At 65.3% G+C, this 22,092-nt stretch carries 17 protein-coding genes; 10 read left to right on the plus strand and 7 right to left on the minus strand.

Annotation, left to right across the window (positions count from 1 at the left end; genetic code table 11):
• Positions 1-44 precede the first annotated feature (44 nt).
• The 7 genes from WH265_RS16110 to WH265_RS16140 all read right to left on the minus strand — a co-directional run bounded on the left by WH265_RS16110 (position 45) and on the right by WH265_RS16140 (position 8,631).
• Positions 45-2,093: an IPTL-CTERM sorting domain-containing protein gene (locus tag WH265_RS16110; RefSeq protein WP_339558940.1), complete on the minus strand. Its 2,049-nt coding sequence runs from the start codon at positions 2,091-2,093 to the stop codon at positions 45-47.
• Positions 2,094-2,327: 234 nt separating this feature from the next.
• Entirely contained in the window at positions 2,328-3,554 is a 1,227-nt protein-coding gene (locus WH265_RS16115) for an acyl-CoA dehydrogenase family protein (protein WP_339558941.1), read from the minus strand.
• 19 nt (positions 3,555-3,573) lie between these two features.
• The gene (locus tag WH265_RS16120; RefSeq protein ID WP_339558942.1) at positions 3,574-4,614 is read right to left on the minus strand and encodes an aldo/keto reductase; all 1,041 of its coding nucleotides are present in this window, start codon (positions 4,612-4,614) and stop codon (positions 3,574-3,576) included.
• Between the two features lie 21 nt (positions 4,615-4,635).
• Positions 4,636-5,616, minus strand: coding sequence for an ABC transporter ATP-binding protein (locus tag WH265_RS16125; RefSeq protein ID WP_339558943.1), 981 nt, complete (start codon positions 5,614-5,616; stop codon positions 4,636-4,638).
• 7 nt (positions 5,617-5,623) lie between these two features.
• Positions 5,624-6,619, minus strand: coding sequence for an ABC transporter ATP-binding protein (locus WH265_RS16130; protein WP_339558944.1), 996 nt, complete (start codon positions 6,617-6,619; stop codon positions 5,624-5,626).
• Positions 6,620-7,645 carry an ABC transporter permease gene (locus tag WH265_RS16135; protein ID WP_339558945.1) on the minus strand — a complete coding sequence of 342 codons (1,026 nt, stop codon included), beginning with the start codon at positions 7,643-7,645 and terminating at the stop codon, positions 6,620-6,622. It abuts the gene before it with no gap.
• On the minus strand, positions 7,645-8,631 hold the full coding sequence (locus tag WH265_RS16140; protein ID WP_021028785.1) for an ABC transporter permease: 987 nt from the start codon (positions 8,629-8,631) through the stop codon (positions 7,645-7,647). The genes WH265_RS16135 and WH265_RS16140 overlap by 1 nt, the downstream gene beginning before the upstream one ends.
• Positions 8,632-9,067: 436 nt before the next feature.
• Here WH265_RS16140 and WH265_RS16145 point away from each other — a divergent pair, with 436 nt between their 5' ends.
• The 10 genes from WH265_RS16145 (at position 9,068) to WH265_RS16190 (ending at position 22,036) form a co-directional block, all read left to right on the plus strand.
• Positions 9,068-10,252 carry an LLM class flavin-dependent oxidoreductase gene (locus tag WH265_RS16145; RefSeq protein ID WP_339558946.1) on the plus strand — a complete coding sequence of 395 codons (1,185 nt, stop codon included), beginning with the start codon at positions 9,068-9,070 and terminating at the stop codon, positions 10,250-10,252.
• A 122-nt stretch (positions 10,253-10,374) separates the two neighbouring features.
• Entirely contained in the window at positions 10,375-11,964 is a 1,590-nt protein-coding gene (locus tag WH265_RS16150) for an ABC transporter substrate-binding protein (protein ID WP_339558947.1), read from the plus strand.
• Positions 11,961-13,514, plus strand: a complete 1,554-nt coding sequence (locus WH265_RS16155; protein ID WP_339558948.1) for an amidase — start codon at positions 11,961-11,963, stop codon at positions 13,512-13,514. Before WH265_RS16150 ends, WH265_RS16155 begins: the two co-directional genes overlap by 4 nt.
• Entirely contained in the window at positions 13,511-14,740 is a 1,230-nt protein-coding gene (locus WH265_RS16160; RefSeq protein WP_339558949.1) for an acyl-CoA dehydrogenase family protein, read from the plus strand. The genes WH265_RS16155 and WH265_RS16160 overlap by 4 nt, the downstream gene beginning before the upstream one ends.
• A gap of 34 nt (positions 14,741-14,774) precedes the next feature.
• On the plus strand, positions 14,775-16,397 hold the full coding sequence (locus tag WH265_RS16165) for an ABC transporter substrate-binding protein (protein ID WP_339558950.1): 1,623 nt from the start codon (positions 14,775-14,777) through the stop codon (positions 16,395-16,397).
• Positions 16,398-16,418: 21 nt separating this feature from the next.
• Positions 16,419-17,519 carry an ABC transporter substrate-binding protein gene (locus tag WH265_RS16170; protein WP_339558951.1) on the plus strand — a complete coding sequence of 367 codons (1,101 nt, stop codon included), beginning with the start codon at positions 16,419-16,421 and terminating at the stop codon, positions 17,517-17,519.
• A complete protein-coding gene (locus WH265_RS16175) occupies positions 17,516-18,403 on the plus strand; it encodes an NAD(P)H-binding protein (protein ID WP_339558952.1) in 888 nt (295 codons plus the stop codon). The genes WH265_RS16170 and WH265_RS16175 overlap by 4 nt, the downstream gene beginning before the upstream one ends.
• 990 nt (positions 18,404-19,393) lie before the next feature.
• On the plus strand, positions 19,394-20,272 hold the full coding sequence (locus WH265_RS16180) for an alpha/beta hydrolase (RefSeq protein WP_339558953.1): 879 nt from the start codon (positions 19,394-19,396) through the stop codon (positions 20,270-20,272).
• A gap of 295 nt (positions 20,273-20,567) precedes the next feature.
• The gene (locus WH265_RS16185) at positions 20,568-21,344 is read left to right on the plus strand and encodes a hypothetical protein (RefSeq protein WP_339558954.1); all 777 of its coding nucleotides are present in this window, start codon (positions 20,568-20,570) and stop codon (positions 21,342-21,344) included.
• A gap of 107 nt (positions 21,345-21,451) precedes the next feature.
• Entirely contained in the window at positions 21,452-22,036 is a 585-nt protein-coding gene (locus tag WH265_RS16190) for a TetR/AcrR family transcriptional regulator (protein WP_021028015.1), read from the plus strand.
• Positions 22,037-22,092: the final 56 nt, after the last annotated feature.

The following is a 22,092-nucleotide window of genomic DNA, read 5'->3' on the forward strand; positions in this document are numbered from 1 at the left end:
CGCGAGGTGGCATTTTTACGTGAGGGCAGTGCCGTGCGGCTTGGTCACACCGTGCGACGGCGCATGCGGCGCATACCCATCAGCGCCATGCCCAGTGACAGTGCGCTGATGGCCCAGGTGCCCAGGCTTGGCACTTGCTTGAGCGTCCCCGTATCGGTGGGGGTGGCGGTTGAGACCAAGGTGTTGGTGATGGTTGCGCTGTTGGCACCGGCGGCAATGGCCGCAGGCTGGGTATAGCTGGGTTCGGCCCAACGGTAGCCCGCAGGGGCAGTGGGCAGCGCGCCTTCGGCCACCGTGCAGGCGCTGCCTTGCTGGATGGTGATGGGGGCAGCGCTGCCCTGGTTGGCCGCCACCACCAGGCTGCCGCTGAAGGACGTTGCCGGGCCGGTGCAGCTCACGGTAAACGGAATCTCACCGGCAAAGGGCGCCGCGCCTGCAGGCCCGGTGACCACCTTGTTCACGGTCAGCTGCGCAGCGGCGACAGAGCGCAGGTACCAGTTGCCATCGTCTGCGTCACGCACCAGTTCGTAGCGGATGCCGCCGGCGTCCAGGAAACCGTCTGGCAGCGCAAAGACACTGGCCGCCGAGGTGGCCGCGCCGCCGGTCACGCGCACCACCAAAATGCCTTTGCCGGTGGTGAAGGCCGGCGCGCTGGCCGCATCGGGTAGCACGGATAGCAGCGTAGGTGTACCGCCAGCGGCTGTGGACGTCACCTGCAGCACATCGCTGACCGAGGTGGATGCATCGTTGAGCACGGTGTTGAGCACCAGGCTGCCACCATTGGCGGTATAGACACCCGCCAAGGCCAGGGTGTTGTTGGGGCTGGCATCGCTGCGAGCGAGCGACACGATGCCCCCGGCATTGCTCAGGTTGCCCGTGGCTGCCAGGCTGGGCAGCAAGGAGGCATCGAGCAGCGCATCGCTTTGCAGGTTCAGCACCGTAAAGGACGAGGCGGCAGTGGCCTCCCACAAGGCGGCGCGGTTCAGGTTCAAGGTCAGCTGACCGCCGCTCGCCAACTGGCTGCTGCCCTTGTAGTGGCCTTCGTTGCCGGTGTAGGTGGCCGTGCTGGTGGCATCGGCGTTCCAGACCACCGGGGCCGTCGTGGCGGTGACTGCATCCAGGCTGGTACTTCCGCTGGCCGAGAGGTAGTTGAAAGAGCTGCCCTGCGCGTTGACGACAAGGCCCGAGCCTGCGCTAAAGCTGCCATTGCTGCGCAGTTGCAGGCCAATGCCTGCGGCACCCGATGCGGTGATGGTGTTGCCCGCCAACGGCCACTGGGCAATGCCGCCGATGCGGATATCCACGGCTGCAGCACCCGCGCCTGCAGTCGTCACGCTGGTGGCACCATTCAGGGTGACTTGGGAATTCGTCACTACGACGCCTGGCGTGAGGCCCGAGGCGGCTGCCGTGTTGACCGTGGTGGTACCTGTTACGGTGGTGGTGCCGCCCTGGCTCCACAGCGGTGCGTAGCTGTAGAGCGCGTAATAGTTGGATTGGAAATCCAGCGTGAGATTACCGCCCACCGTGACCGTGCCCGCGCCTACATACAGGCCCGAGCGGGTGCCGCCTTGGCTGGTGATGCTGAGGTTTTGTTGGTAGTTGGCCGTGCCTGCGTTGTTGCGCACTCCATCGCGGGTGTTGATTCTGGCCGAGGGCGTTCCGGTGTTGGAACTGACCGTGACATTGCCCTGGAAGATCGCCGCCCCGGTGGTGTTCGCTTCTATACCCGCCGCATTGTTGGCCCCGCTGGGTTTGTTGATCGTGACGTCCTTCAGAAAAGTGCCATTCCCAGCACCAGACAACAGGATGCCCCGGCTGTTGTCGCCGTTGGTGTCGGTGACGGTCAGCACGCCATTGACGGTGGTGTTGCCAGTGATTTGCACCAAACCGGTGGCCAGCCATCCATTGACGGTAACGGCCATGGGGTCTGCGGTGTAGACGCAGGTCAGACCATTGTCCGAAGCCTGCGTGGTGTAAGTCGATGCGCTGAGGTTGGCCGGGCAGGCCAGCGCTAGCTGAGGTGCTGCAAACAACCCTGCGAGCAAGCTGCCATGGAGGGCAGCCTTGCCCAAAGGCGTAACGGAGCGGGACAAGTTCAGATGCGAAGTCGCGGATTCGGAAGCGAGGTGCATGGCGTATTTGTAATAAATATACTGAATAAGTAATTTCTACAAGATAACCGCAACAATTTAATTACGCTAGAGCGTTGCTCCCCAAACGACTCTAAAAAATGTGAACTTTAATAAAGTCATTCAGTTTGTTTATGGAGTGTTTGATTTGTGCGTCGGCTGGGGCATGCCTGCGGTCTTGCTCGCCGGTGGCCGCCCTCAAAACACCCGCCCTTCCTCCAAATGCGTCCGCGTGCCATTGAGCACATAGTCCCCCACCACCCGGGTTTTGTGCAGCAGCGGGTTGTGGCTAAAGATCGTGCGCAGGTTGCGCCAATGCCGGTCCAGGTTCAGCTGGCGCGAGGTGGCGGAGGCGCCGCCCACTTCAAACAGGCGCTCGCCGGCATTCAGTGCCAGGCGGCTGACGACCAGCTGGGTCTGGGCGGTGGCCAGAGCCCCTTGCAGGACGACATCGTCCGCGCTTTGCGGCGCGTGCACAATGGCATAGGCGCCCTGGTCGAGCTGGCGGGCGTTGGCGCTGATCAAGGCATCGATCGCATAGCTGGCAGCGGCCAGCTCGCCGACGACGGCCTGCACAAAATGGTCGTCGCGTGAGCGCTCGGCGGGGCTGTGCATCGCAGGCCTGCCCAGCTGCAGCACATAGTGGCGCGCATCGGCCAGGATGTTGCGCACAATGCCGGCGGCAGTGGCCACCAGGATCAGTTGGCGCAGCGCAGACGCATGGCGGCCCGCCAAGTTGTCGCGCGCGCCGGGGCTGATTTCGTCGTCATAGACCAGCACATTGTTCAGCTCCAGGCTGCCGCTGGCGGTCAGCCGCTGGCCCATGCCGTCCCAGTCGTCCAGCACCCGCACACCTTCGCGCTGCACGGGGATCACGGCATTGACGCCCTGGCCCTCGTCATTGGTGGCAAAGACATTGAAGTAATCCGCATAGGCCGTGCCGGTGGCGTAGTACTTCTTGCCATTCAAGCGGTGGTGCAGCCCCTCGCGCAGCAGGGTCGAGGTGCTGATGCCGGCGCGCGCCGTGCCCAGCTCGGTAAAGGCGCCACCAAACAGCTTACCCTGCAGGGCCCAGGCGTTCTGGCGCTGGGCCAGGGGCGAGGGCTTGGTCTCCAGCCGCAGCAGCTCGGTGGTGTTGAAGTGGGTGCGCAGCGCATGGGCCACGTTGGAGTCAGTCGCCGCCAAGGTGCTGACCACCTCGACCACATCGGCGACCGATCCGCCCGGCCCGCCCTGTTCGCGGCCAATGCGCAGGCCCCCCAGGCCCGATGCGCGCAGCAGGTCAAAGGCCGCCCAGGGCGGCTCGCGCAGCAGCTCGCGCTGTGCGGCGCCTTGGCCGATATCGGCGGCGAGCTGGGGCAGGCGGGCCAGCAGGTCATCGCGGCTGGGGTGGCGGGAGCGCAGGGGAGGAACCGAGGCATTCATGGCGGTGCACCTGTTGGGTTTAAGCGGCCGCTGACGCGGGGGCCTGCGTAGCTGCCACATAAGGCACACGGCCTTCGACCGGGTGGCCGGGGTCGGTAAAGCCCAGGGTCGAGGGGTGGCCGGCGGCGACCAGGCGGTTGACCAGGGCCTCGTCATCGGTGGTGAACTGGTAGTCCAGCGCGCGGATATAGCCATCCCATTGCTCGGGCGTGCGCGGGCCGGCGATGGCGGCGGTCACCAGGCGGTTGTTCAACACCCAGGCCAGCGCAAAGTCCACCGGGCTGATGCCACGTTCGTCGGTGTGCTTTTTGATCTCGGCGGCAATGTCAATGGACTCGGGGCGCCACTCGGTCTCGAGCATGCGCTTGTCCAGCCGTGCGGCGCGCGAGCCGGGTTCGGCCGCTTCCACATTCAGGTACTTGGCGGTCAGCACGCCCCGGGCCAGCGGGCTGTACGAGACCACGCCCAGGCCGTAGGCGGCGGCAGCGGGCAGTTGCTCGGCCTCGGCCGTGCGGTTGACGATGTTGTAGAGCGGCTGGCTGGCGATGGGGCGGTCAATGCCTTCGGCGTCCGCCAGGTGGGCCACCTCGGCAATGCGCCAGCCGCGAAAGTTGGACAGCCCAAAATAGCGCAGCTTGCCCGCGCGCACCAGGTCGCCAATGGCGCGCACCGCCTCGCCCAGCGGCGCATCAAAATCGGCGCGGTGAAAGTAGAGCAGGTCGATGTAGTCGGTGCCCAGGCGGCGCAGGCTGTTGTCGACCGACTCGATGATCCATTTGCGCGAGGTGCCGCGCCGGTTCGGGCCCTCGCCCAGCGGGTTGCCGAACTTGGTGGCCAGCACCCAGTCATGGCGGTCCTGGGCCAGCGCCCGGCCCACGACTTGCTCGGTCAGGCCCTTTTGGTAGACGTCGGCCGTGTCGATGAAGTTGATGCCCTGGGACTTGGCCTTGGCGATGATCGCGTGCGCGGTCTGCTCGTCGGTGGGCCCGCCAAACATCATGGTGCCCAGTGCGAGGCGGGAGACTTTGAGGCCGCTGCGGCCGAGATAACGGTAGGTCATGGCAAAAGAAAAAACGAAGGGTTAGTGAAAGGAAATCACGGAGGTCTGCACGTCAGAGGTCTGTGGCAGCTGCGGATGGTGGCAAGCGACCAGATGGCCGTTGCCGCTGTCGCTGAGCAGTGGTTCTTGCGCAGTGCACAGCGCCGTCGCGCGCGGGCAGCGCGGGTGAAAGCGGCAGCCCGTGGGCAGGTTCTGTGGGCTGGGCAGGTCGCCGCCCAAGGGGGCGGCCTGGCGGTGGCGGGTGGGGTCAGGCACGGCATCGAGCAGCGCCTGGGTGTAGGGGTGGCGCGGGCTGCTCCAGAGGCTGCGGCGGTCGGCGCTCTCGACGATGCGGCCCAGGTACATCACCAGCACCCGGTCGGCAAAGTACTGCACTACCGACAGGTCATGCGAGATGAACAAATAGGACAGGCCGAACTCGCGTTTCATCTCAACGAGCAGGTTCAGGATCTGCGCCTGGATCGACAAATCGAGCGCCGAGACCGGCTCGTCGCAGACCACCAGATCGGGCTGCAGCATCAGCGCGCGGGCAATGCCCAGGCGCTGGCGCTGGCCGCCGGAGAACTCATGCGGGTAGCGGCCCAGCGCGCTGCGCGGCAGGCCCACGCGGTCGAGCAGCCTCTCCACCTGGCGGCGGCGCTGGGCGCGGTCACCCAGGCCATGCACCTGCAGTGGCGTCTCCAAGATCGTGCCGATGCTGTGGCGCGGGTTGAGCGAGGCAAACGGGTCCTGGAAGATCATCTGCATGCGTTTGCGCAGGCTGCGCAGCCGCGCGCCTTGCAAGGGCAGAATGTCTTCGCCGTCGAGCGCCACCTGGCCGGCGGTGGGCGTCTCCAGCCGCAGCAGGCTGCGGCCCAAGGTGGATTTGCCGCAGCCCGATTCGCCCACCAGGCCGACGGTCTCACCCTTGGCAATGCTGAACGACACGCCATCGACGGCGCGCAGCACGCCCTTGGGCAGTTTGAAATGGGTCTGAAGATCGCTGACAGTCAGCAGGCTCATGGCAGTCCTAGGCAAGGTGGGCGCTGCGTGCAGACGCAGGCAAGGTGATGGGGCAGGCGCTGAGGCGCTGGGGGCCGGCTACTTGCAAGGGCGGCACAACGCTGTGGCAATAGGCCTGGGCACGCGGGCAGCGCGGCGCAAAGGCGCAGCCGGCCTGGCCGATGGCCGAGGTGATGCTGCCGCGAATCTCGGTCAGCGGGCCATCGAGGTAGTGCGCGCCGGGCTGCAGTCGGGGCGATGCCGCCAGCAGGCCCTGGGTGTAGGGGTGCAGGGGCTCGTCAAACAGCGGGCCGGGGCGGGCCTGCTCCACCTCGCAGCCGGCATACATCACTACCACGCGGTCGGCCCATTGCGACACCACGCCCAGGTCGTGCGTGATCAGGATCAGGCCCATCGACAGCTCCTTGCGCAGCCGGTCGAGCAGGTCCAGCACCTGTGCCTGGATGGTCACATCGAGTGCGGTGGTGGGCTCGTCGGCGATCAGCAGGCGCGGGCGGCAGGCAATGGCCATCGCAATCATCACGCGCTGGCGCATGCCGCCCGAGAGCTGGTGCGGGAAATCATCGACCCGGCGCTGCGGATCGGGGATGCGCACGGTATCGAGCAGCTCGATGGCGCGCAGCCGCGCGGCCTTGGCGCTCAGGCCCTCGTGCTGGCGCAGCACCTCGGCAATCTGCCAGCCGATGGTGTGGACCGGGTTCAGCGAGGTCATCGGCTCCTGGAAGATCATGCCGATCTCGCGCCCGCGCAGCTGGCGCATCGCCGGCTCGCTCAGGTCCAGCAGGTTCTGGCCGTTGAACCAGACCTCGCCCTGCGCAATGCGGGCCGCGCGCGGCAGCAGGCGCATCAGCGCGAGGGCGGTGAGCGATTTGCCCGAGCCCGATTCGCCAACAATCGCCAAGGTCTCGCCCGCCTGCACGCTGAAGCTCAGCCCACGCACCGGATCGAGCTGCGGAAAACGGATGCTCAGCCCGCGCACATCCAACAAAGAGGTTTCGGACATTCAGCGCTCCTGCGACAGACGGGGGTTGAGGGCGTCGTTCAAGCCATCCCCAATCAGGTTGAAGGCCAGCACGGCAAACACGATGGCCAGGCCGGGAGCCGCAGTCAGGTACCAGGCGGTGCGCAGCAGGTCACGGCCCATGCCGATCATGCTGCCCCAGCTGACAACGTTCGGGTCGCCCATGCCCATGAAGGACAGCGCCGATTCCAGCAGGATGGCGGAGGCCACCATCACCGACGAGGTGACGATGATGGGTGGCAGCGCATTGGGCAGCATCTCACGCAGGATGATGCGGCTGTGCGAGTAGCCCAGCGCACGCGCGGCCAGCACAAACTCCTTGTGGCGCAGCGCGCGGAACTCGGCCCGCACCAGGCGCGCCACCGTCGGCCAGGTCACCAGGCCAATGGCCACGACGATGGTGCTGATCGCAGGCTGGGCAATCGCCACCAGCACCACCAGCAAGATAAAGCTGGGAATCGTCTGGAACAGCACCACCACGCGCTGCAGCAGGTCATCGACCCAGCCGCCAAAGTAGCCGCTGACGGCGCCAATGCCAATGCCCAGGCTCAGACCGATCAAGGTGGCCGACACGCCGACCAGCAGCGACACGCGCGCGCCATGGGCAATGCCGGCGGCCACATCGCGGCCCATCGAGTCGGTGCCGAGCAAATAGGCCCCATCCTGGCCGGGCCAGAGAAAGGGCTGGGCCACCATGTCCAGCGGATCGCCGGGAAAGAGCCAGGGGGCGGTCAGCGCCAGCAGCAGCACGGCCAGCAAAAAGCCGCAGCCCAGCATGGCCGTGGGGTTACGCAGAAACACGCGCAGCGCGCGGTAGCCCTGGCTGCCACTACCGGCGTTGGCGGCACTGGTGCTGGTGCGCACCGCATCGGGCGCATGCAGATTGGGCCAGGGCGCGGCATCGGGCTCGGCATTGCTGGTGGTACTGTGCGCCGCTTGCGCGGCCGCCAGCGGGTGGGCGGCGGCTGCGGGGATCGGCAGCGCCTGGGAAGAGGAAGACAAAGACATCAGCGCACCTCGATTCGGGGATCCAGCCAGGCATGCAGCAGATCGACCAGCACATTGGCGGCGATCACGAGCAGGGAAGAGAGAAACAGCACACCCATCAGCACGCTGAAATCGCGGCTCAGCACGGCCTCAAAGGCCAGGCGCCCCAGGCCGGGCCAGCTGTAGACGGTCTCGACGACGACCGCGCCGCCGAGCATGCCGCCCAGGTGCATGCCGGCCATCGTGGTGACGGGCAGCAGCGCATTGCGCAGCACATGGCGCACCGTGATGCGCCAGGGCGAAAGGCCTTTGGCCGCCGCGGTGCGCACAAAGTCCTGCGACTGCACCTCCAGCATCGCCGCGCGGGTGAGGCGGGCATAGATCGCCACATAGAAGAGTGCGAGCGACGTGGCCGGCAGCACCATGTAGCGCAGCTGGTCGAGCACGGCGGCCAGGCCGCTCAGCTGCGAGCCAATGCTGGCCGAGCCGCCACTGGGCAGCCAGCCAAGCTTGACCGAGAACAGCACGATCAGCATCAGCCCGGTCCAAAAGCCCGGCACCGAATAGAACAGCAGCGACAGAACCGACAGCAGGCGGTCGGGCAGGCGGCCGGCAAAGTAGGCCATGGCCGTGCCCAGCGCAATGCCCAAGGTCAGCGCAATCGCCAGCGCCAGGCCCATCAGCAGCAAGGTGCTGGGCAGGCGCTGGCCGATCAGTTCCATCACCGGCATGTTGTAGCGCGGGGAGAAGCCCAGGCTGAAATGCGCCAGGTTGCCCAGGTAGGCCTGCAGTTGCTCCAGCACGCTCAGGTCCAGTCCAAAGCGTGTGCGCAGCGCCGCCAGGGTTTCGGCCGTCGCCGCACCGGATTCGCCGGCCATCACATCGGCCGCATCACCGGGTGTGAGCTGCAGCAGCAAAAAGTTCAAAATCGCGACGCCCAGCACTGTGGGCACGGCATATTTGGCATTGAACCAGAGCGATCGCAATAAACGTGGGGTGGTATTCATGCGCATTATTCATCGGGAGGTGACCTGTGCATGATAGGAGCGTTCCTGTGTTATCGCCGGTATTTGCAGCATGCCATTTCATATATCAAAAGGCGTAAATTAAATAACAAATATCGGTATCTGATTTTTATCGGTTGGTGGCTGCTCGCCAAAGTTTTTTGCGGTGATTCGCACCGGAGACAGCATATTTTGTTTGGCTTGCTGCATATGGCCGCAAGCTATAAGCGTGGGTGGACGCTGTGCAGGTCGCAGGCACCGCGCTTGCGGCTCTGTTTGCATATCGGCGCCAATGGCTGATTTTTAAATATGCAAATGCAAAATCGGCGCAAGAGCGGGGTGGTGATTCATGGGATTATTCAAGCCAATGCGGATGCTGAATGGCTGGTTATCTCAAGGCTGGATCAGCATCCTTTGTATTGACAACCTTAGCCGCCCCATGAACTCTGCAATACCGCTGGAAAAACTCGCTGATAGAGAGACATTCGCCTCACCGCTGGCATTTCCGGACAGCCCCCTGTCGCAGGCTTTTGCACAGCCGATTTTGCTGGGCCTGTTTCTGCCGATCCAGGCGGGAGGCTGGAGTGCGTCCACCCTGCCGCGCAGCACCGACTGGCGCTTTGACTACAACAAGGACCTGGTGCTGAAGGCCGAGAGCCTTGGGTTCGATCTGGTGTTTGCGCTGTCGCAGTGGCTGCCCAAGGGCGGCTATGGCGGCGTGTTCAATGGCGACGCGCTGGACTCCTTCGCCACCACGGCGGCGCTGACCTCGGTCACGAGCCGCATCATGCTGATCTCGACCATCCATGTGCTCTACGGCCCTTTGCACCCGCTGCACCTGGCCAAGTGGGGCGCCACCCTGGACCATATCTCGGGCGGGCGCTGGGGCATCAATATCGTCACCGGCCACCGCGAGGTGGAGCACAAGATGTTTGGCTGGGACCAGATCGAGCATGACCGTCGCTATGACCTGGCCTCCGAGTTCATCGAGGTGGTGCAGCGTCTGTGGTCGTACGACGAGAACTACTCGTTTGAAGGCATCTCGCCCTGGAAGCTGGGCGGCGGTTTTGTCAGCCCCAAGCCGCGCTTTGGCCGGCCCGCGCTGGTCAATGCCACCGGCTCGGACGCCGGCATTGCCTTTGCGGCCCGGCATTCGGACCTGGTCTTTATCACCAGCCCCGGCGCATCCGACTTTGCCCGCGCCATCGAGGTGCTGCCCGCCCATGCGGCCCGCGTCAAGCAAGAGGCGCGCAATGCCGGCCGCACGGTGCGCACCTTGCTCAACCCGATGGTCATCAGCCGCGAGACCGAGGCCGAGACCTGGGCCTATCACGATGCCATCGTGGCCCACCAGGACCAGCGCACGCCCGAGGGCTTCAGCAGCTTGAAGAGCGACGCCCATGCCTGGCGCGGCCGCACCGCCCTCGATGCCCCCAAGCGCCGCGCCATTGGCGGCAATATCGAAGTGATCGGCACGCCCGAGCAGGTGGTGGAGCAGTTTGTGCAGCTCAAGCGCGCCGGCATCGATGGGCTGCAACTGAGCTTCTTCGACTTCAAGCCCGACCTGGAATTTTTTGGCGACCGCATTCTGCCGCTGATGAAGCAGGCAGGGCTGCGCTTCTAGCAGTAGCACCTGCGCTGCGCACAGCTTTATCCACAGACTTTCTCCGCCCCTCCCGTTTTTCCTTTGCGCTTTTTGCGTGCTACCCGCGCCTTGTCTGCGCCTTCTCTCCTGGACCATTGCCCATGCGAACTCTCTACAAAAACCTGGCCTGGGGCCTGCTGGCTGCCAGCAGCTTTGGGGCTGCCAACGCCCAGGCACCAGCCACGCCCGTCAAGGGCGGCACGGTCACGTCTGTCGTCGCGCAAGAGCCGACCTCGCTGGTGTCCTTTCTGGACACCAAGACCGACAACCGCGATGTCAGCGCCAAGATCACCGAAGGCCTGCTGCGCTATGACGCCAAGTTCCAGCCCCAGCCGCTGCTGGCAACGTCCTGGACGGTCAGCCCCGATGGCCTGCAGTACCGCTTCAAGCTGCGCGAGGGGGTGAAGTTCCATGATGGGCGCGACTTCAGCTCGGCCGATGTGCGCTACTCGTTCCTGACCCAGAAGAAGCAGGGCCCGCGCGGCCGCATCACCTTGCAGAACCTGGAGCGGGTTGATACGCCTGACGCGCATACCGCAGTGCTGGTGCTGTCCAAGCCCGCGCCGTTTTTGCTCAAGTCGCTGTCATCGGCCGAGCTGCCCATCGTGCCGGCGCACCGCTATGGCGATGGCGATCCGCTGGGCAGCCCGAACTCCAATGCGCCGGTGGGCACGGGCCCCTTCATCTTTGAGCAGTGGGTGCGCGGCAGCCATGTGATCCTCAAGCGCAACCCCCACTACTGGCGCCCCGGTGTGCCCCATGTGGACCGGGTGGTGATCCGCTTTGTGCGCGATCCGGCTGCGATCTCGGCCGCCATCGAAACCGGCGAGGCCGATGTGGCGCAGAACCTGGCCCTGGCCGACCTGGGCCGCCTGCTGCAAAAGCCGACGCTCAAGCTCGACGCCAGCTATGACGCGTTCCTGAACAATGCCTCCTTCCTGGAGTTCAACGTGGAGAACCCGGTGCTGGCCAAGCCCGAGGTGCGCCATGCGATTGCCCATGCGGTGGACCGCAACTTCATCGTCAACAACGTCTACTACAAGCAGGCCGAGCTGGTGAACTCGCCCATCCCCAAGGTGCTGGGCGCCTACTACGACGACAGCGAGTTCAAATACGGCTTTGATGTGGCCCGCGCCAACCAGCTGCTCGACAGCGCCGGCTACCCGCGCCAGGCCAATGGCCAGCGCTTTGCGCTCAAGCTCACCTACATCCCCGGCGCGCAGTTCAAGCAGACGGCCGAGTACCTGCGCTCGGCGCTCAACCGCGTGGGCATCAAGGTGGACATTCTGGACGGCGACCTGCCCACCTTTTTGAAGCGTGCCTACACCGCGCGTGAGTTTGACCTGAACCTCAACGGTCTGGGCCGCTTGTTTGATCCCTCGGTGGGCGTGCAGCGCATCTACTGGTCCGACGGCATCAAGAACCCGCTGATCTGGATCAATGCCTCGCACTACAACAACCCGCAGGTCGACAACCTGTTCCGCCAGGCTGCTGTCGAGGTCGACGAGGCCAAGCGTGCCGCGCAGTTCCGCGAGATCCAGCAGATCGTCGGCCGTGATCTGCCGGTCTACCCGATCGCCACCGTGCCCTCTGCGCTGCGGGTACACAGCACGCGGGTGCATGGGCTCAACAACAGCATTGACCTGACGTCTGGAGACTTTTCTGACCTGTGGCTGGAGGCTAGCAAATGACGACGACCATCGACTTTCCCAACGAAACCACGCTGAGCGAGAGCGCAGTAGCGGCGCCCGGCGTTGCTGCCAGCCTGGCCTTTGCCAGTGCCCGCGAGCAGTTGCAAGCGCTGGCCGATGGCCGCGTCAGCGCGGTGGAGCTGCTGGAGCAGGCGCTGGCCCGCATCGAACGCCATGATGGTGAGCTGAACGCGATCCCGGTGCGGGCGATAGAGCAAGCCCGGCGCGATGCCCAGGCGGCAGATGCCGCCTTGCAGCGGGGCGAGCGCAAGCCACTCTTGGGCCTACCGATCACCGTGAAGGAGAACTTTGATGTGGCCGGCCTGCCCACCACCGTGGGCAACCCGGACTACCGCAGCAATATCGCCCGGCAGGATGCGCCTGCGGTGGCGGCCTTGCGTGCGGCCGGTGCGGTGCTCATCGGCAAGAGCAATGTGCCGCTGGCGCTGAGCGATCTGCAAAGCTACAACGCGGTCTACGGCAGCAGCAACAACCCCTGGGATCTGCAGCGTACGCCCGGTGGCTCATCGGGCGGCAGCGCCGCCGCCGTGGCGGCGGGCTTTGCGGCGCTGGAGCTGGGTACGGACATAGGAGGATCGGTGCGCATCCCCGCGCACTTCAACGGCGTGTTTGGCCACAAGACCAGCTATGGGCTGATATCGATGCGCGGCACCGGCGCGCCGCAAGGGCGCTTTAGCGCGCGGGATCTGTCGGTGGCCGGGCCGCTGGCGCGCAGCGCGCTGGACCTGGAGCTGGCGCTGGAGCAGCTGCTCAACCTCGATCCGCTGCAGGCCAAGGGCTGGCAGGCAAGCCTTCCGCCGCCGCGCCAGCAGCGGCTGCAGGATTTTCGGGTGCTGGTGCTGGATGCCTGGCCGGGCCAGGAGGCGAGCCTGTCCGAGCAGCTGGTGATCGCGCGCGTTGTCAGCGCCTTGCAGGCCCAGGGCGTGAAGACCACGCAGTGGCGCGATTTGCCACCCGCGCAGCGCCCTGATTTGAGTGAGCAGCACCGCACCTACCGCAGCCTGCTGGGTTCGTCGGTGGCTAACGCCGCCCCGTTGACCGAGGCGCAGCAGCAGCGCCTGGCCGAGCTGGAGCCCGATGACCGCAGCGCCGAGGCCGCGTTGCTGCGCGCACCCAGCCTGCCCCATGCCACCTGGCTGCAGGACAACGAGCACCGCCATGCGCTCAGCCACCAGTGGGAGCAGCTGTTCAAGGACTATGACGTGGTGCTGACCCCAGTCGCACCGACGCCCGCCTTTGCGCACCAGCAGCAGGGCCACAAGGAGGAGCGCCGCTTTCCCGTGGCCTATGCCGATGGGGTGCGCCACATCGGCTTTCGCGAACTGTTTTACTGGGCCGGCTTGCCGGTGCTGCCGGGCCTGCCTGCGACCAGCTTCCCGGTCGGGCTGGATGACGAGGGCCTGCCGATCAGCGCCCAGGTGGTCGGCCCCTATCTGGAAGACCGCACCACCATCGCCTTTGCCCATGCCTGGGAGCAGGCCCAGGGCGGCTATGTGGTGCCGCCCCGCTATGCGCAGGGGGATGCATGAGCGCCGTGCTGCAAGTGCTGCAGCAGCCACGGGAAGCGCCCAGCCCGGGCCCGGCCTTGGACGAGGCCAGCTTGCTGGCCCGCGCCCAGGCGCTGATCGGCGAGCTGGCCGCACTGGCGGAGGCGCATGACGCCAGCGGCGCTGCACCGGCCCCGCAGTTTGCGCTGCTGCACCAGGCCGATTTGCTGCGGCTGACCATTGCCCGCGAGGCCGGTGGCCATGGCGCTGGCCTGGCCAGCGCGCGTGCGGTGGTGGGTGCCATTGCCCAGGGCGACCCGGCAGTGGCCTTGATTTTGGCGATGCACTACAGCAACCATGCGGCCATTGCCCGCTCGCAGCGCGGGGGGCAGGGCGAGTGGCCGGCAGCGCTGGCGGACGAGTTGATCGCAGCCAGCCTGCAAGGCCCCGCCTTGCTCAACGCCGCCCAGGTGGAGCCGGAGCTGGGCTCCCCCTCGCACGGCGGCCTGCCCGCAGCGCGGGCCAAGCGGGTGGCCGGTGGCTGGCAGCTGAGCGGCCACAAGGTCTATGTGACCGGTGGGCCGCTGCTGGCCTGGATCAGCGTGCTGGCGGTGACCGATGAGCCCGAGCCGCGCCTGGGCAGTTTTGTGCTGCCGCGGGGCACGGCCGGCGCGCGCCTGGTCGATACCTGGAACCCCCTGGGCATGCGCGCCACCGCGAGCCAGGACCTGGTGCTCGATGGCGCCTGGGTGCCCGAGCACCATGCGGTAGGCCTGCGCCCGGCCAGCCTGGGCCTGCAGCGCGAGGCCCATGGCATTGCCTGGTACTTCAGCCTGGTGGCCACGGTCTATGACGGCGCGGCGCGCTCGGCGCGCGACTGGCTGGGCGCCTTTTTGAACCAGCGCCGCCCCAGCGCACTGGGCGGTGCCAGCCTGGCATCGCTCGCCACCGTGCAGGAAAAGTTTGGCGAGATCGAGCTGCTGCTGCAGACCAGCGACTGGCTGCTGGACAGCCATGCCCGCGCCTATGACAGCGGCGCCGCACCCGATGGCCTGGTCGCCGTGGCCAAGCATGTGGCGGTGGACAACGCGCTGCGCGTGGTGCAGCTGGCGCTGGAGCTGGCCGGCAACCACGGACTGGCGCGGCGCAATCCGCTGGAGCGCCATCTGCGCAATGTGCTGTGCAGCCAGATCCATTCACCCTCCAACAGCCTGATCCGCAGCAACAGCGGCCGCGCGGCCTTGCAGCGGCACCAGGCCACTGCCTGAGCGCCATCCTTGTTTCCTCTCCTTGGTACCTCGCATGTCTATTGATTCCGATTTCTCGCTCGCCACGCGCCGCCACTTTATGCTGGCCGCTGCTGCCACCGGCATCGGCACGGCAGTCCCCAGCCTGGCCTGGGCCCAGGACAAGCCGCAAAAAGGCGGCACCCTGAACCTGCTGCTCTTTCCCGAGCCGCCAACCTTGACGACGATTGCCCACACCGCCGGCTCGTCGGTGACGATCTCGGGCAAGGTGACCGAGGGGCTGCTGACCTATGACTTCAACCTCAACCCGCAGCCGCAGCTGGCCGTTGCCTGGTCGATCAGCCCCGATGGCCTGGTCTACCGCTTCCAGCTGCGCCAGGGCGTCAAATGGCATGACGGCAAGCCCTTCACCTCGGCCGATGTGGTGCACTCGATTGCGCTGCTCAAGGAGTTCCACCCCCGGGGCCGCGCCACCTTTGCGGGCGTGGCGGAGGTGCAGGCGCCCGACGCGCACACCGTGGTGCTGCAGCTGAGCCGCCCCATCCCCTACCTGATCACGGCGCTGGCGGCCTCGGAGTCGCCCATCGTGCCCAAGCACCTGTATGCCAGCGGGCGGGCCGATACCAACCCGGCCAACAATGCGCCGGTGGGCACGGGCCCCTTTGTGTTCAAGGAATGGGTGCGCGGCAGCCATGTGATCTACGAGCGCAACCCCCATTACTGGGATGGCGACAAGCCCTATATCGACCGGCTGGTGGTGCGCTTTATCCCCGATGCCGCTGCGCGCACGGCGGCCATCGAAAGCGGCCAGGTGCAGATTGCGCCCAGCTCGCCGGTGCCCTTTGCCGAGGTGGAGCGCCTGCGCGCCAAGCCGGGCCTGCAGTTCGAAACCCGGGGCTATGAGTACATCAACAGCGTCTACCGGCTGGAGTTCAACCTGGAGAGCGAGCCCCTCAAGGACCTGCGCGTGCGCCAGGCCATTGCCCATGCGCTGCAGCGCGAGAACCTGCTCAAGGTCGCCTGGTACGGCCAGGGCAAGCTGACCACCGGGCCGGTGCACCCGGCGCTCAAAAAATTCTATGTGCCCGATCTGCCGGTGCTGTCCTATGACTTGAAGCGCGCCGAGAAGCTGCTGGATGAGGCCGGCCTGACGCGCGGCAAGGCCGGCGGCCAGTGGCGCGCGCGGTTGAACCTGACCCCCATCCCCAACGAGGGCGGCCAGCGCACCGGTGACTTCCTCAAACAGGCCTTGGGCCGCATCGGCATCGATGTGCAGATCAACAGCCAGGACTTTGCCACCTACATCAAGCGCATCTACACCGACCGGGCCTTTGACCTGCATGTGAGCGCGATGAGCAACACCTTTGACCCGACGGTGGGCATCCAGCGCCTCTACTGGTCCAAGAGCTTTCAGCGCGGGCTGCCGTTCTCCAACGGCTCGCACTATGCCAGCCCTGAGGTGGACCGCCTGCTGGAGTCTGCCGCCGTCGAGATGAACGAGGCCCAGCGCATCCGCGAGGTGGCCGAGTTCCAGAAGCACATCGCCACCGACCTGCCCGACATCACCCTGGTCGCCCCCGACATCTACACCATTGCCGACAAGCGCGTGCGCAACCACACCGTGGGTGCGGACGGCGTGGCCGGCAACCTGGCCGGCGTCTGGCTGGCCGCGTCCTGATCCTTTGCCTAGGAGAAACCGATGACAAGCCCTTCCGAAACACCGAACGTACCAGGTCAACAACCCAGCTCGCTCTGGTACACCCGCTGCCCTGTTCCATCCCCACTGGGCATTGCCGCGCAGCAAGGCTGGCTGCAGCAGGCCTTTGCGGCGCTGGGCATTGGGGTCGAGTCCATCTTTGACTCCAAGGACCGCAGTGTGCGCGAGAGCCATTTCGACCACAGCCTGCCCTGGTCCTTCCGCCAGGGCGGCAATATTCCGCCGATCTGGGCGCGGGCCAAAGGCAGCGATACGCGCCTGGTCGCGATCACCTGGACGGACGAGTTCCAGGCGCTGGTGACCCTGCCGGGCCGGGGCATTGACAAGCCCGAGGACCTGGCGGGCAAGCGCTTTGGCGTGCCCCAGCGCGTCAATGACCTGATCGACTTCCACCGCGCGACTGCCCTCAAGGGCTTGGTCTCGGGCCTGTCCTTGGTGGGCCTGCAGCACAGCGATGTGCAGCTGGTCGATCTGGTGATCGAGGAGTCGGTGATCCAGCAGCACGGCACCCCCAGCCTGTTTGGCTTGCGCCGCCGCCACCCGTATTTCCGCGAGGCCGAGGCCCTCGTGCGCGGCGAGGTCGATGCGATCTTTGTCAAAGGCGCCGAGGGCCTCTTGGTGGCCAACCTGATCGGCGCGCAGCTGGTGAGCGAATTTGGCCGCCACCCCGACCCGCGCGTGCGCATCAACAATGGCACGCCGCGCACCCTGACGGTGGATGCCGCCCTGGCCGAGCAGCGCCCGGATCTGGTGCTGGCGCTGCTGCGCGTGGTGCAGCGCGCCGGCCGCTGGGCCCAGGCCCACCCGGACGAGACGCTGCGCTTTGTGGCCCGCGAGATCGCCACCAGCGAAGAGGCCATCCTGGCCTCCAACGGCGCCGATCTGCACCATCACCTGGGCATCAGCCTGGAGCCCGAGCTGGTCGATGCGATCGGCTACTTCAAGGACTTTTTGCTGGAATGGGGCTTTTTGCCGGCCGATTTCTCGGTGGCCGACTGGGTGGATGCCCGGCCGCTGAACCGCCTGCTGGCCGAGGATGCAGCGCCGCAAACCGCTGCCGAACCCGAGGCGCTGCGGGCATGAGTGCGAACCAGCATCCCCGCGTGCTGATCTGCGGCGCCAGTGGGCGCCTGGGCCAGCTGCTGGTGCCACGCCTGCTGGCTCGGCAAGCACGGCCCAGGGTGCTGGTGCGCCAGGCCGCAACCGCGCAGGCGCTCTGGGGCGATTCCGTCGACGTAGCGCAGGGCAGTTTTGAGGATGCGGCCGCCTTGGGCCAAGCCCTCGTCGGCATTGAGCGCCTTTTCCTGCTCTCTCCGATCACCCCGGCACTGGCCGAGCAGCAACTGCGCGTGGTGGCGGCCGCGCGCGCAGCCGGTGTGCAGCACATCGTCAAACTCTCCGGCTCGGACTGGACCATAGCCCCGCCTGGCCATTCGCTGTCGGGCGATGCCCATGGCCGCATCGAGCAGGGTCTGCAGGCCAGTGGCATCCCCCACACCGTGCTGCGCCCCAATGCCTGGATGCAGGTGGGCCTGTCGCGCATCGCGGCTGACCTGCACAGCGGCGATGTGATCCGCTCCCAGCACCTGGGCGCTGGCGTCTCCTACATCGATGCCCGCGATATTGCCGATGTCGCCGTCGAAGCGCTGCTGAACCCCGAGGCTGCCCAACAGCGGCTGGGCGCCCCCGGCCCCTGGGTGCTGACCGGCAGCCAGGCACTGCGCCCGCAAAAACTGGCCGAGATCGCATCGCGCCTGCTGAGCTGGCCCATTACCGCCGCCGCGCCTGTGGCTGCCGCCGCCGCTGACCCGTTTATCGCCCAGGTGCATGGCGAGTTTTTTGCGCTGATGCGCGCGGGGCATGCGGCTGCGGTGACTGCGACGGTGCGGCAGGTGCTGGGGCGGGAGGCACGGACGGTGGAGGGGTTTTTGGCGGAGGAGCTGGGGGCTTTGGCTGTGGCGGTTTGAGGCCACAGTGGGCGGGCAGTGGGCCGGGTCGTCCGAGGTTAGGCCGGCGGATTACGGCCATTGGGTCACTGATCTTTTGTACTCACCAAAGAGTGAGACCAATACTTTTAGGTTTGTCTAAAGGAGGCAACAGCTAGTTTGCCTTATGCATTGAGAGCTCATACAGTATCTGCCGATCTAGACATGCTGGTTGCATGTCTTCTAAATCTAGTTAGGCAGCACCAATGATCTCGGGAACCGTACAGCTTGGCGAATTGCCTCGTTTAATCAAAGCAGCATTCGTGCTTTTCGCATTCCATATTGCGGTGTATTCGGCGTACGTCGCATGGTCAGCTATTGGAGGCGCCACGGTTCATCCCTTGTGGGTTCTGCACATCCTCGCAGCCTTGTATTTTTTAAGCGAAATTAGACGACCCAACAGACGCCCGACAATATTGATTGGCTACTGTTTTGTGATGTCATTTCTCATTTTCCGTACCGACTACAGGGACGCCATCGCTATGGAAAGGCTTGCGGAAGCCATACCGCAGTCGCTCCTCTGCGTGCTTCCGCTCCTCTTCGCCGGAGTGTGTGTAATTTTGGGAAGGCGCTTTTACGCTGAGGGAGCGAGTGCTGCCTGACCTGTTGGCTCCGCAGCGACGGCTTTGAGCGTTAGCGTTCCCAAAGTCATCGCTGTGGCCAAACCAATTGCACTCGCGTTTTCACGCCATTAATTCGCCTGGCGTTTGGCGTCGCGCGGCGCTTCGCACGAATGGTTGTGATGGGTGTAGATGGGCCCGCGTCAACCCCTCCCAAAGCAGTCATTCGGCCTACATAAGTTTCCGGTACCCGCTGAGAGGCGTAGAACCTAGCTTCAACGCAGACTGGTGGAAATGACTGCTTGAAGTAACTGCCGTTGACAGCGAGTTCCGCACATTCAACGGAATGAATCCAAAAGACGGTGAGCGGCGTATAGCGCACATGCCCATTTCCTCCGAACTCTCCACCCCCATGACCCGCCGCCTAAGCCTTATCGGTATCGGTTCCGCCATCGCAGCGCTGCTTTCCGGCTGTTCTGGTGCCCAGGTACTCGACCACTTGGTGGCCCATGACACCTACCACGGCCCCACGGGCGTGCCCTATGGGCCCGATCGGCGTCATCTGCTGGATGTGTACCAGCCAGCGACAGGCACGGCGCCAGGCAGTGCACCGGTGGTGCTGTTTTTTTATGGCGGCAACTGGACGAGTGGCGAGCGGGCCGAGTACCGGTTTGTCGGCGAGGCGCTGGCAGCCAACGGCATCATCGCGGTGGTGGCTGACTACCGGCTGAGCCCCCAGGTGCAGTTCGAGGGCTTTCTGGCAGATTGCGCCTTGGCGCTGCAGTGGACCTTGGCGCATGCCGCCAGCCTGGGGGGCGACCCCGAGCGGGTGATGGTGATGGGCCATTCGGCCGGGGCTTATAACGCAGCGATGCTGGCGCTGGACCCGCGTTGGCTGGCGCCTTTGGGCCTGACACCCGATCGGCTTGCGGGCTGGATTGGGCTGGCCGGGCCCTACGACTTTTTGCCGATTGTGGACCCCCAGGTCCAGGTGGCTTTTAACTGGCCGCACACCCCGGCCGATTCCCAGCCCATCTTCTACGCCGACGCCAAGGCCCCCCGCAGCTTGCTGCTGGCCGCACGCAACGACAAGGTCGTTGATACGCAGCGCAACACCGTCGGCCTGGCAAACCGCTTGCGGGCTGCCGGTACCAACGTGGATATGCGGATCTTTGACCACCTCAGCCACGTGACGACCGTGGCCGCGCTGGCCCGGCCGCTGGATTGGCTAGCCCCGGTACTGCCGACCGTGCTGGACTTTGTACGCGGGGATCCGAAGCGGGTGCAATGACCCCTCAAGTGATAGCAGCCGTGGCCGGTTGTGTCGCGGCGACAAGTTTGCTTTGCAGCCGGTCCCCAGGTAGATCCATCGTGGCGGGAGTTGCATGCTGACGGGCGGCTGGCGCTAATATGGCGCTTTCGGCCAGAACCGGCCTCCAGCCACCATCGCGCAACGGTGCCAGCCAGCGCTGCTGTCTACCGCTTCCATGCATCACCTCTACACACACCCCTACCAGGGCAGGTTTGGCAATGGCCTGGCCAAGCTGCTCAATTCGCGTCGCTTTGCCAGCTATCGGCGAGCGCTGATGTCTCGTCTGCCCTTCATGACCTTGGACAGCGATGTGGTCGATGTGGTCTACATGACATGGCTGGTGGACGAAGCCCTGGCCGCCCCGTTTGCCCCACCGGGCGCGCGCCTCTGGTCTTACCAAGGCCGCACGCCTCTTACGGTGCTGACCTATCGGCATGGCCATTTTGGTCCTCGGTGGATGGGGCCCTTGAGGCGCGTTATGCCTTCGCCATTGCAGAGCAACTGGCGCCTGTACCTGGCAGAGCCGCTGTCTGATGCGCCGCCCGTTCCCACCGTTGCCTTTGTCTACAACGTGATGGACAGCCTCGCCCATGTGGCCGGAACGCGCTTGTTCAGTGATGCCTTGCCATCCCATTGGCCAGCAAGCTTCGATTTCCGCGTGACTCCCGATGAGGCCATCGTCGACATCGCGCCCGGCGATGGCAGCGCGCCAAGATTGGCGGCGAGGGCGGTGAGGGCAGGGGAGGCCGTTTTGTCGCCTCTCTGGTCCGGGATGTTCCATGGCTGGTCAGATGCGGTCGGGCGCCTGGCCTCCCAGGACGCTGCGGTGGTGGAGGTGCCAACAGTGGAGGGCGCCCCTGGCAGGTCGGCCTTGGCCACAATTGACTTGCCAGTGGATGTCGCCTCGGTGGAGCCCTTGCTGCTGGACACGCAAACCCTGGACTGCCCTTTGTTGCAGAGGCTGGATGCGGACCCGGAGGCGCTCTGCTTTCTGCTGCCCAGCGTGCGCTTCTCTGCCTTGTCCGAGCGGCTTTTACGCGCTTCTACCTGAGGCAGACGCGCTGCGACAGTGTGGTTCGCCCAACAAAACTGAGCGCTTGACGCCAATCGATCAACTAGTAGAATGGCTCATCTTTGAAAGCGCTAGCTGCCCACCCGATGACTGTTGAACTCTCCCCCCGCGCCACTGAATTGGCGGAACATGCCCGGCAATTGCTGGCCGCTGGCGGCTACAACGGCTTCAGCTATGCGGATCTCTCTGAAAAGGTCGGGATAGGAAAGGCCAGCATCCACCACCATTTCCCCAGCAAGGCGGATCTCGTGTTGACGGTCGTGCAACGCCATCGGCAGCAATCTGTGGAGGGCTTGGCAGCGATGCAGCAGCATTTGGGCGATGACCCGCAAGCCCAATTGAGCGCTTATGTGGATTACTGGGCGCGCTGCATACGCGACGGTTCATCGACAATGTGCATCTGTGCGATGTTGGCTGCTGAAGCGCCGATGATCCCGCCAGAAATAGCGGCGGAAGTGCGTGGCTATTTCCAGGATCTGACCCAGTGGCTGGCAGCGGTGATCTCGCAAGGCCAGGCCAAAGCGCAGTTCAAGCCAGAAGCGAACGCGCCGGTAGAAGCGCTCGCCTTGATGTCCACCGTGCATGGCGCGATGCTGACGGCCCGCGCCTTGGGTGATCCCGATGCTTTCCAGACGATCGTGCGCGCGGCGATACATCGGCTGGCAGCTTGAAGAATGGCCCGATCACCCAGGGTGTCGGGCTCTCTATTTTTTGCCCATCAAACCAA

It is taken from the genome of Comamonas sp. MYb396 (assembly GCF_037479555.1).
GTDB lineage: Bacteria > Pseudomonadota > Gammaproteobacteria > Burkholderiales > Burkholderiaceae_C > Comamonas.

Coding starts and splice junctions, on each gene's coding strand:
- WH265_RS16115 (WP_339558941.1), bottom strand. CDS start 3,554: ATGAATGCCTCGGTTCCTCCCCTGCGCTCCCGCCACCCCAGCCGCGAT.
- WH265_RS16120 (WP_339558942.1), bottom strand. CDS start 4,614: ATGACCTACCGTTATCTCGGCCGCAGCGGCCTCAAAGTCTCCCGCCTC.
- WH265_RS16125 (WP_339558943.1), bottom strand. CDS start 5,616: ATGAGCCTGCTGACTGTCAGCGATCTTCAGACCCATTTCAAACTGCCC.
- WH265_RS16130 (WP_339558944.1), bottom strand. CDS start 6,619: ATGTCCGAAACCTCTTTGTTGGATGTGCGCGGGCTGAGCATCCGTTTT.
- WH265_RS16135 (WP_339558945.1), bottom strand. CDS start 7,645: ATGTCTTTGTCTTCCTCTTCCCAGGCGCTGCCGATCCCCGCAGCCGCC.
- WH265_RS16140 (WP_021028785.1), bottom strand. CDS start 8,631: ATGAATACCACCCCACGTTTATTGCGATCGCTCTGGTTCAATGCCAAA.
- WH265_RS16145 (WP_339558946.1), top strand. CDS start 9,068: ATGAACTCTGCAATACCGCTGGAAAAACTCGCTGATAGAGAGACATTC.
- WH265_RS16150 (WP_339558947.1), top strand. CDS start 10,375: ATGCGAACTCTCTACAAAAACCTGGCCTGGGGCCTGCTGGCTGCCAGC.
- WH265_RS16155 (WP_339558948.1), top strand. CDS start 11,961: ATGACGACGACCATCGACTTTCCCAACGAAACCACGCTGAGCGAGAGC.
- WH265_RS16160 (WP_339558949.1), top strand. CDS start 13,511: ATGAGCGCCGTGCTGCAAGTGCTGCAGCAGCCACGGGAAGCGCCCAGC.
- WH265_RS16165 (WP_339558950.1), top strand. CDS start 14,775: ATGTCTATTGATTCCGATTTCTCGCTCGCCACGCGCCGCCACTTTATG.
- WH265_RS16170 (WP_339558951.1), top strand. CDS start 16,419: ATGACAAGCCCTTCCGAAACACCGAACGTACCAGGTCAACAACCCAGC.
- WH265_RS16175 (WP_339558952.1), top strand. CDS start 17,516: ATGAGTGCGAACCAGCATCCCCGCGTGCTGATCTGCGGCGCCAGTGGG.
- WH265_RS16180 (WP_339558953.1), top strand. CDS start 19,394: ATGACCCGCCGCCTAAGCCTTATCGGTATCGGTTCCGCCATCGCAGCG.
- WH265_RS16185 (WP_339558954.1), top strand. CDS start 20,568: ATGTCTCGTCTGCCCTTCATGACCTTGGACAGCGATGTGGTCGATGTG.
- WH265_RS16190 (WP_021028015.1), top strand. CDS start 21,452: ATGACTGTTGAACTCTCCCCCCGCGCCACTGAATTGGCGGAACATGCC.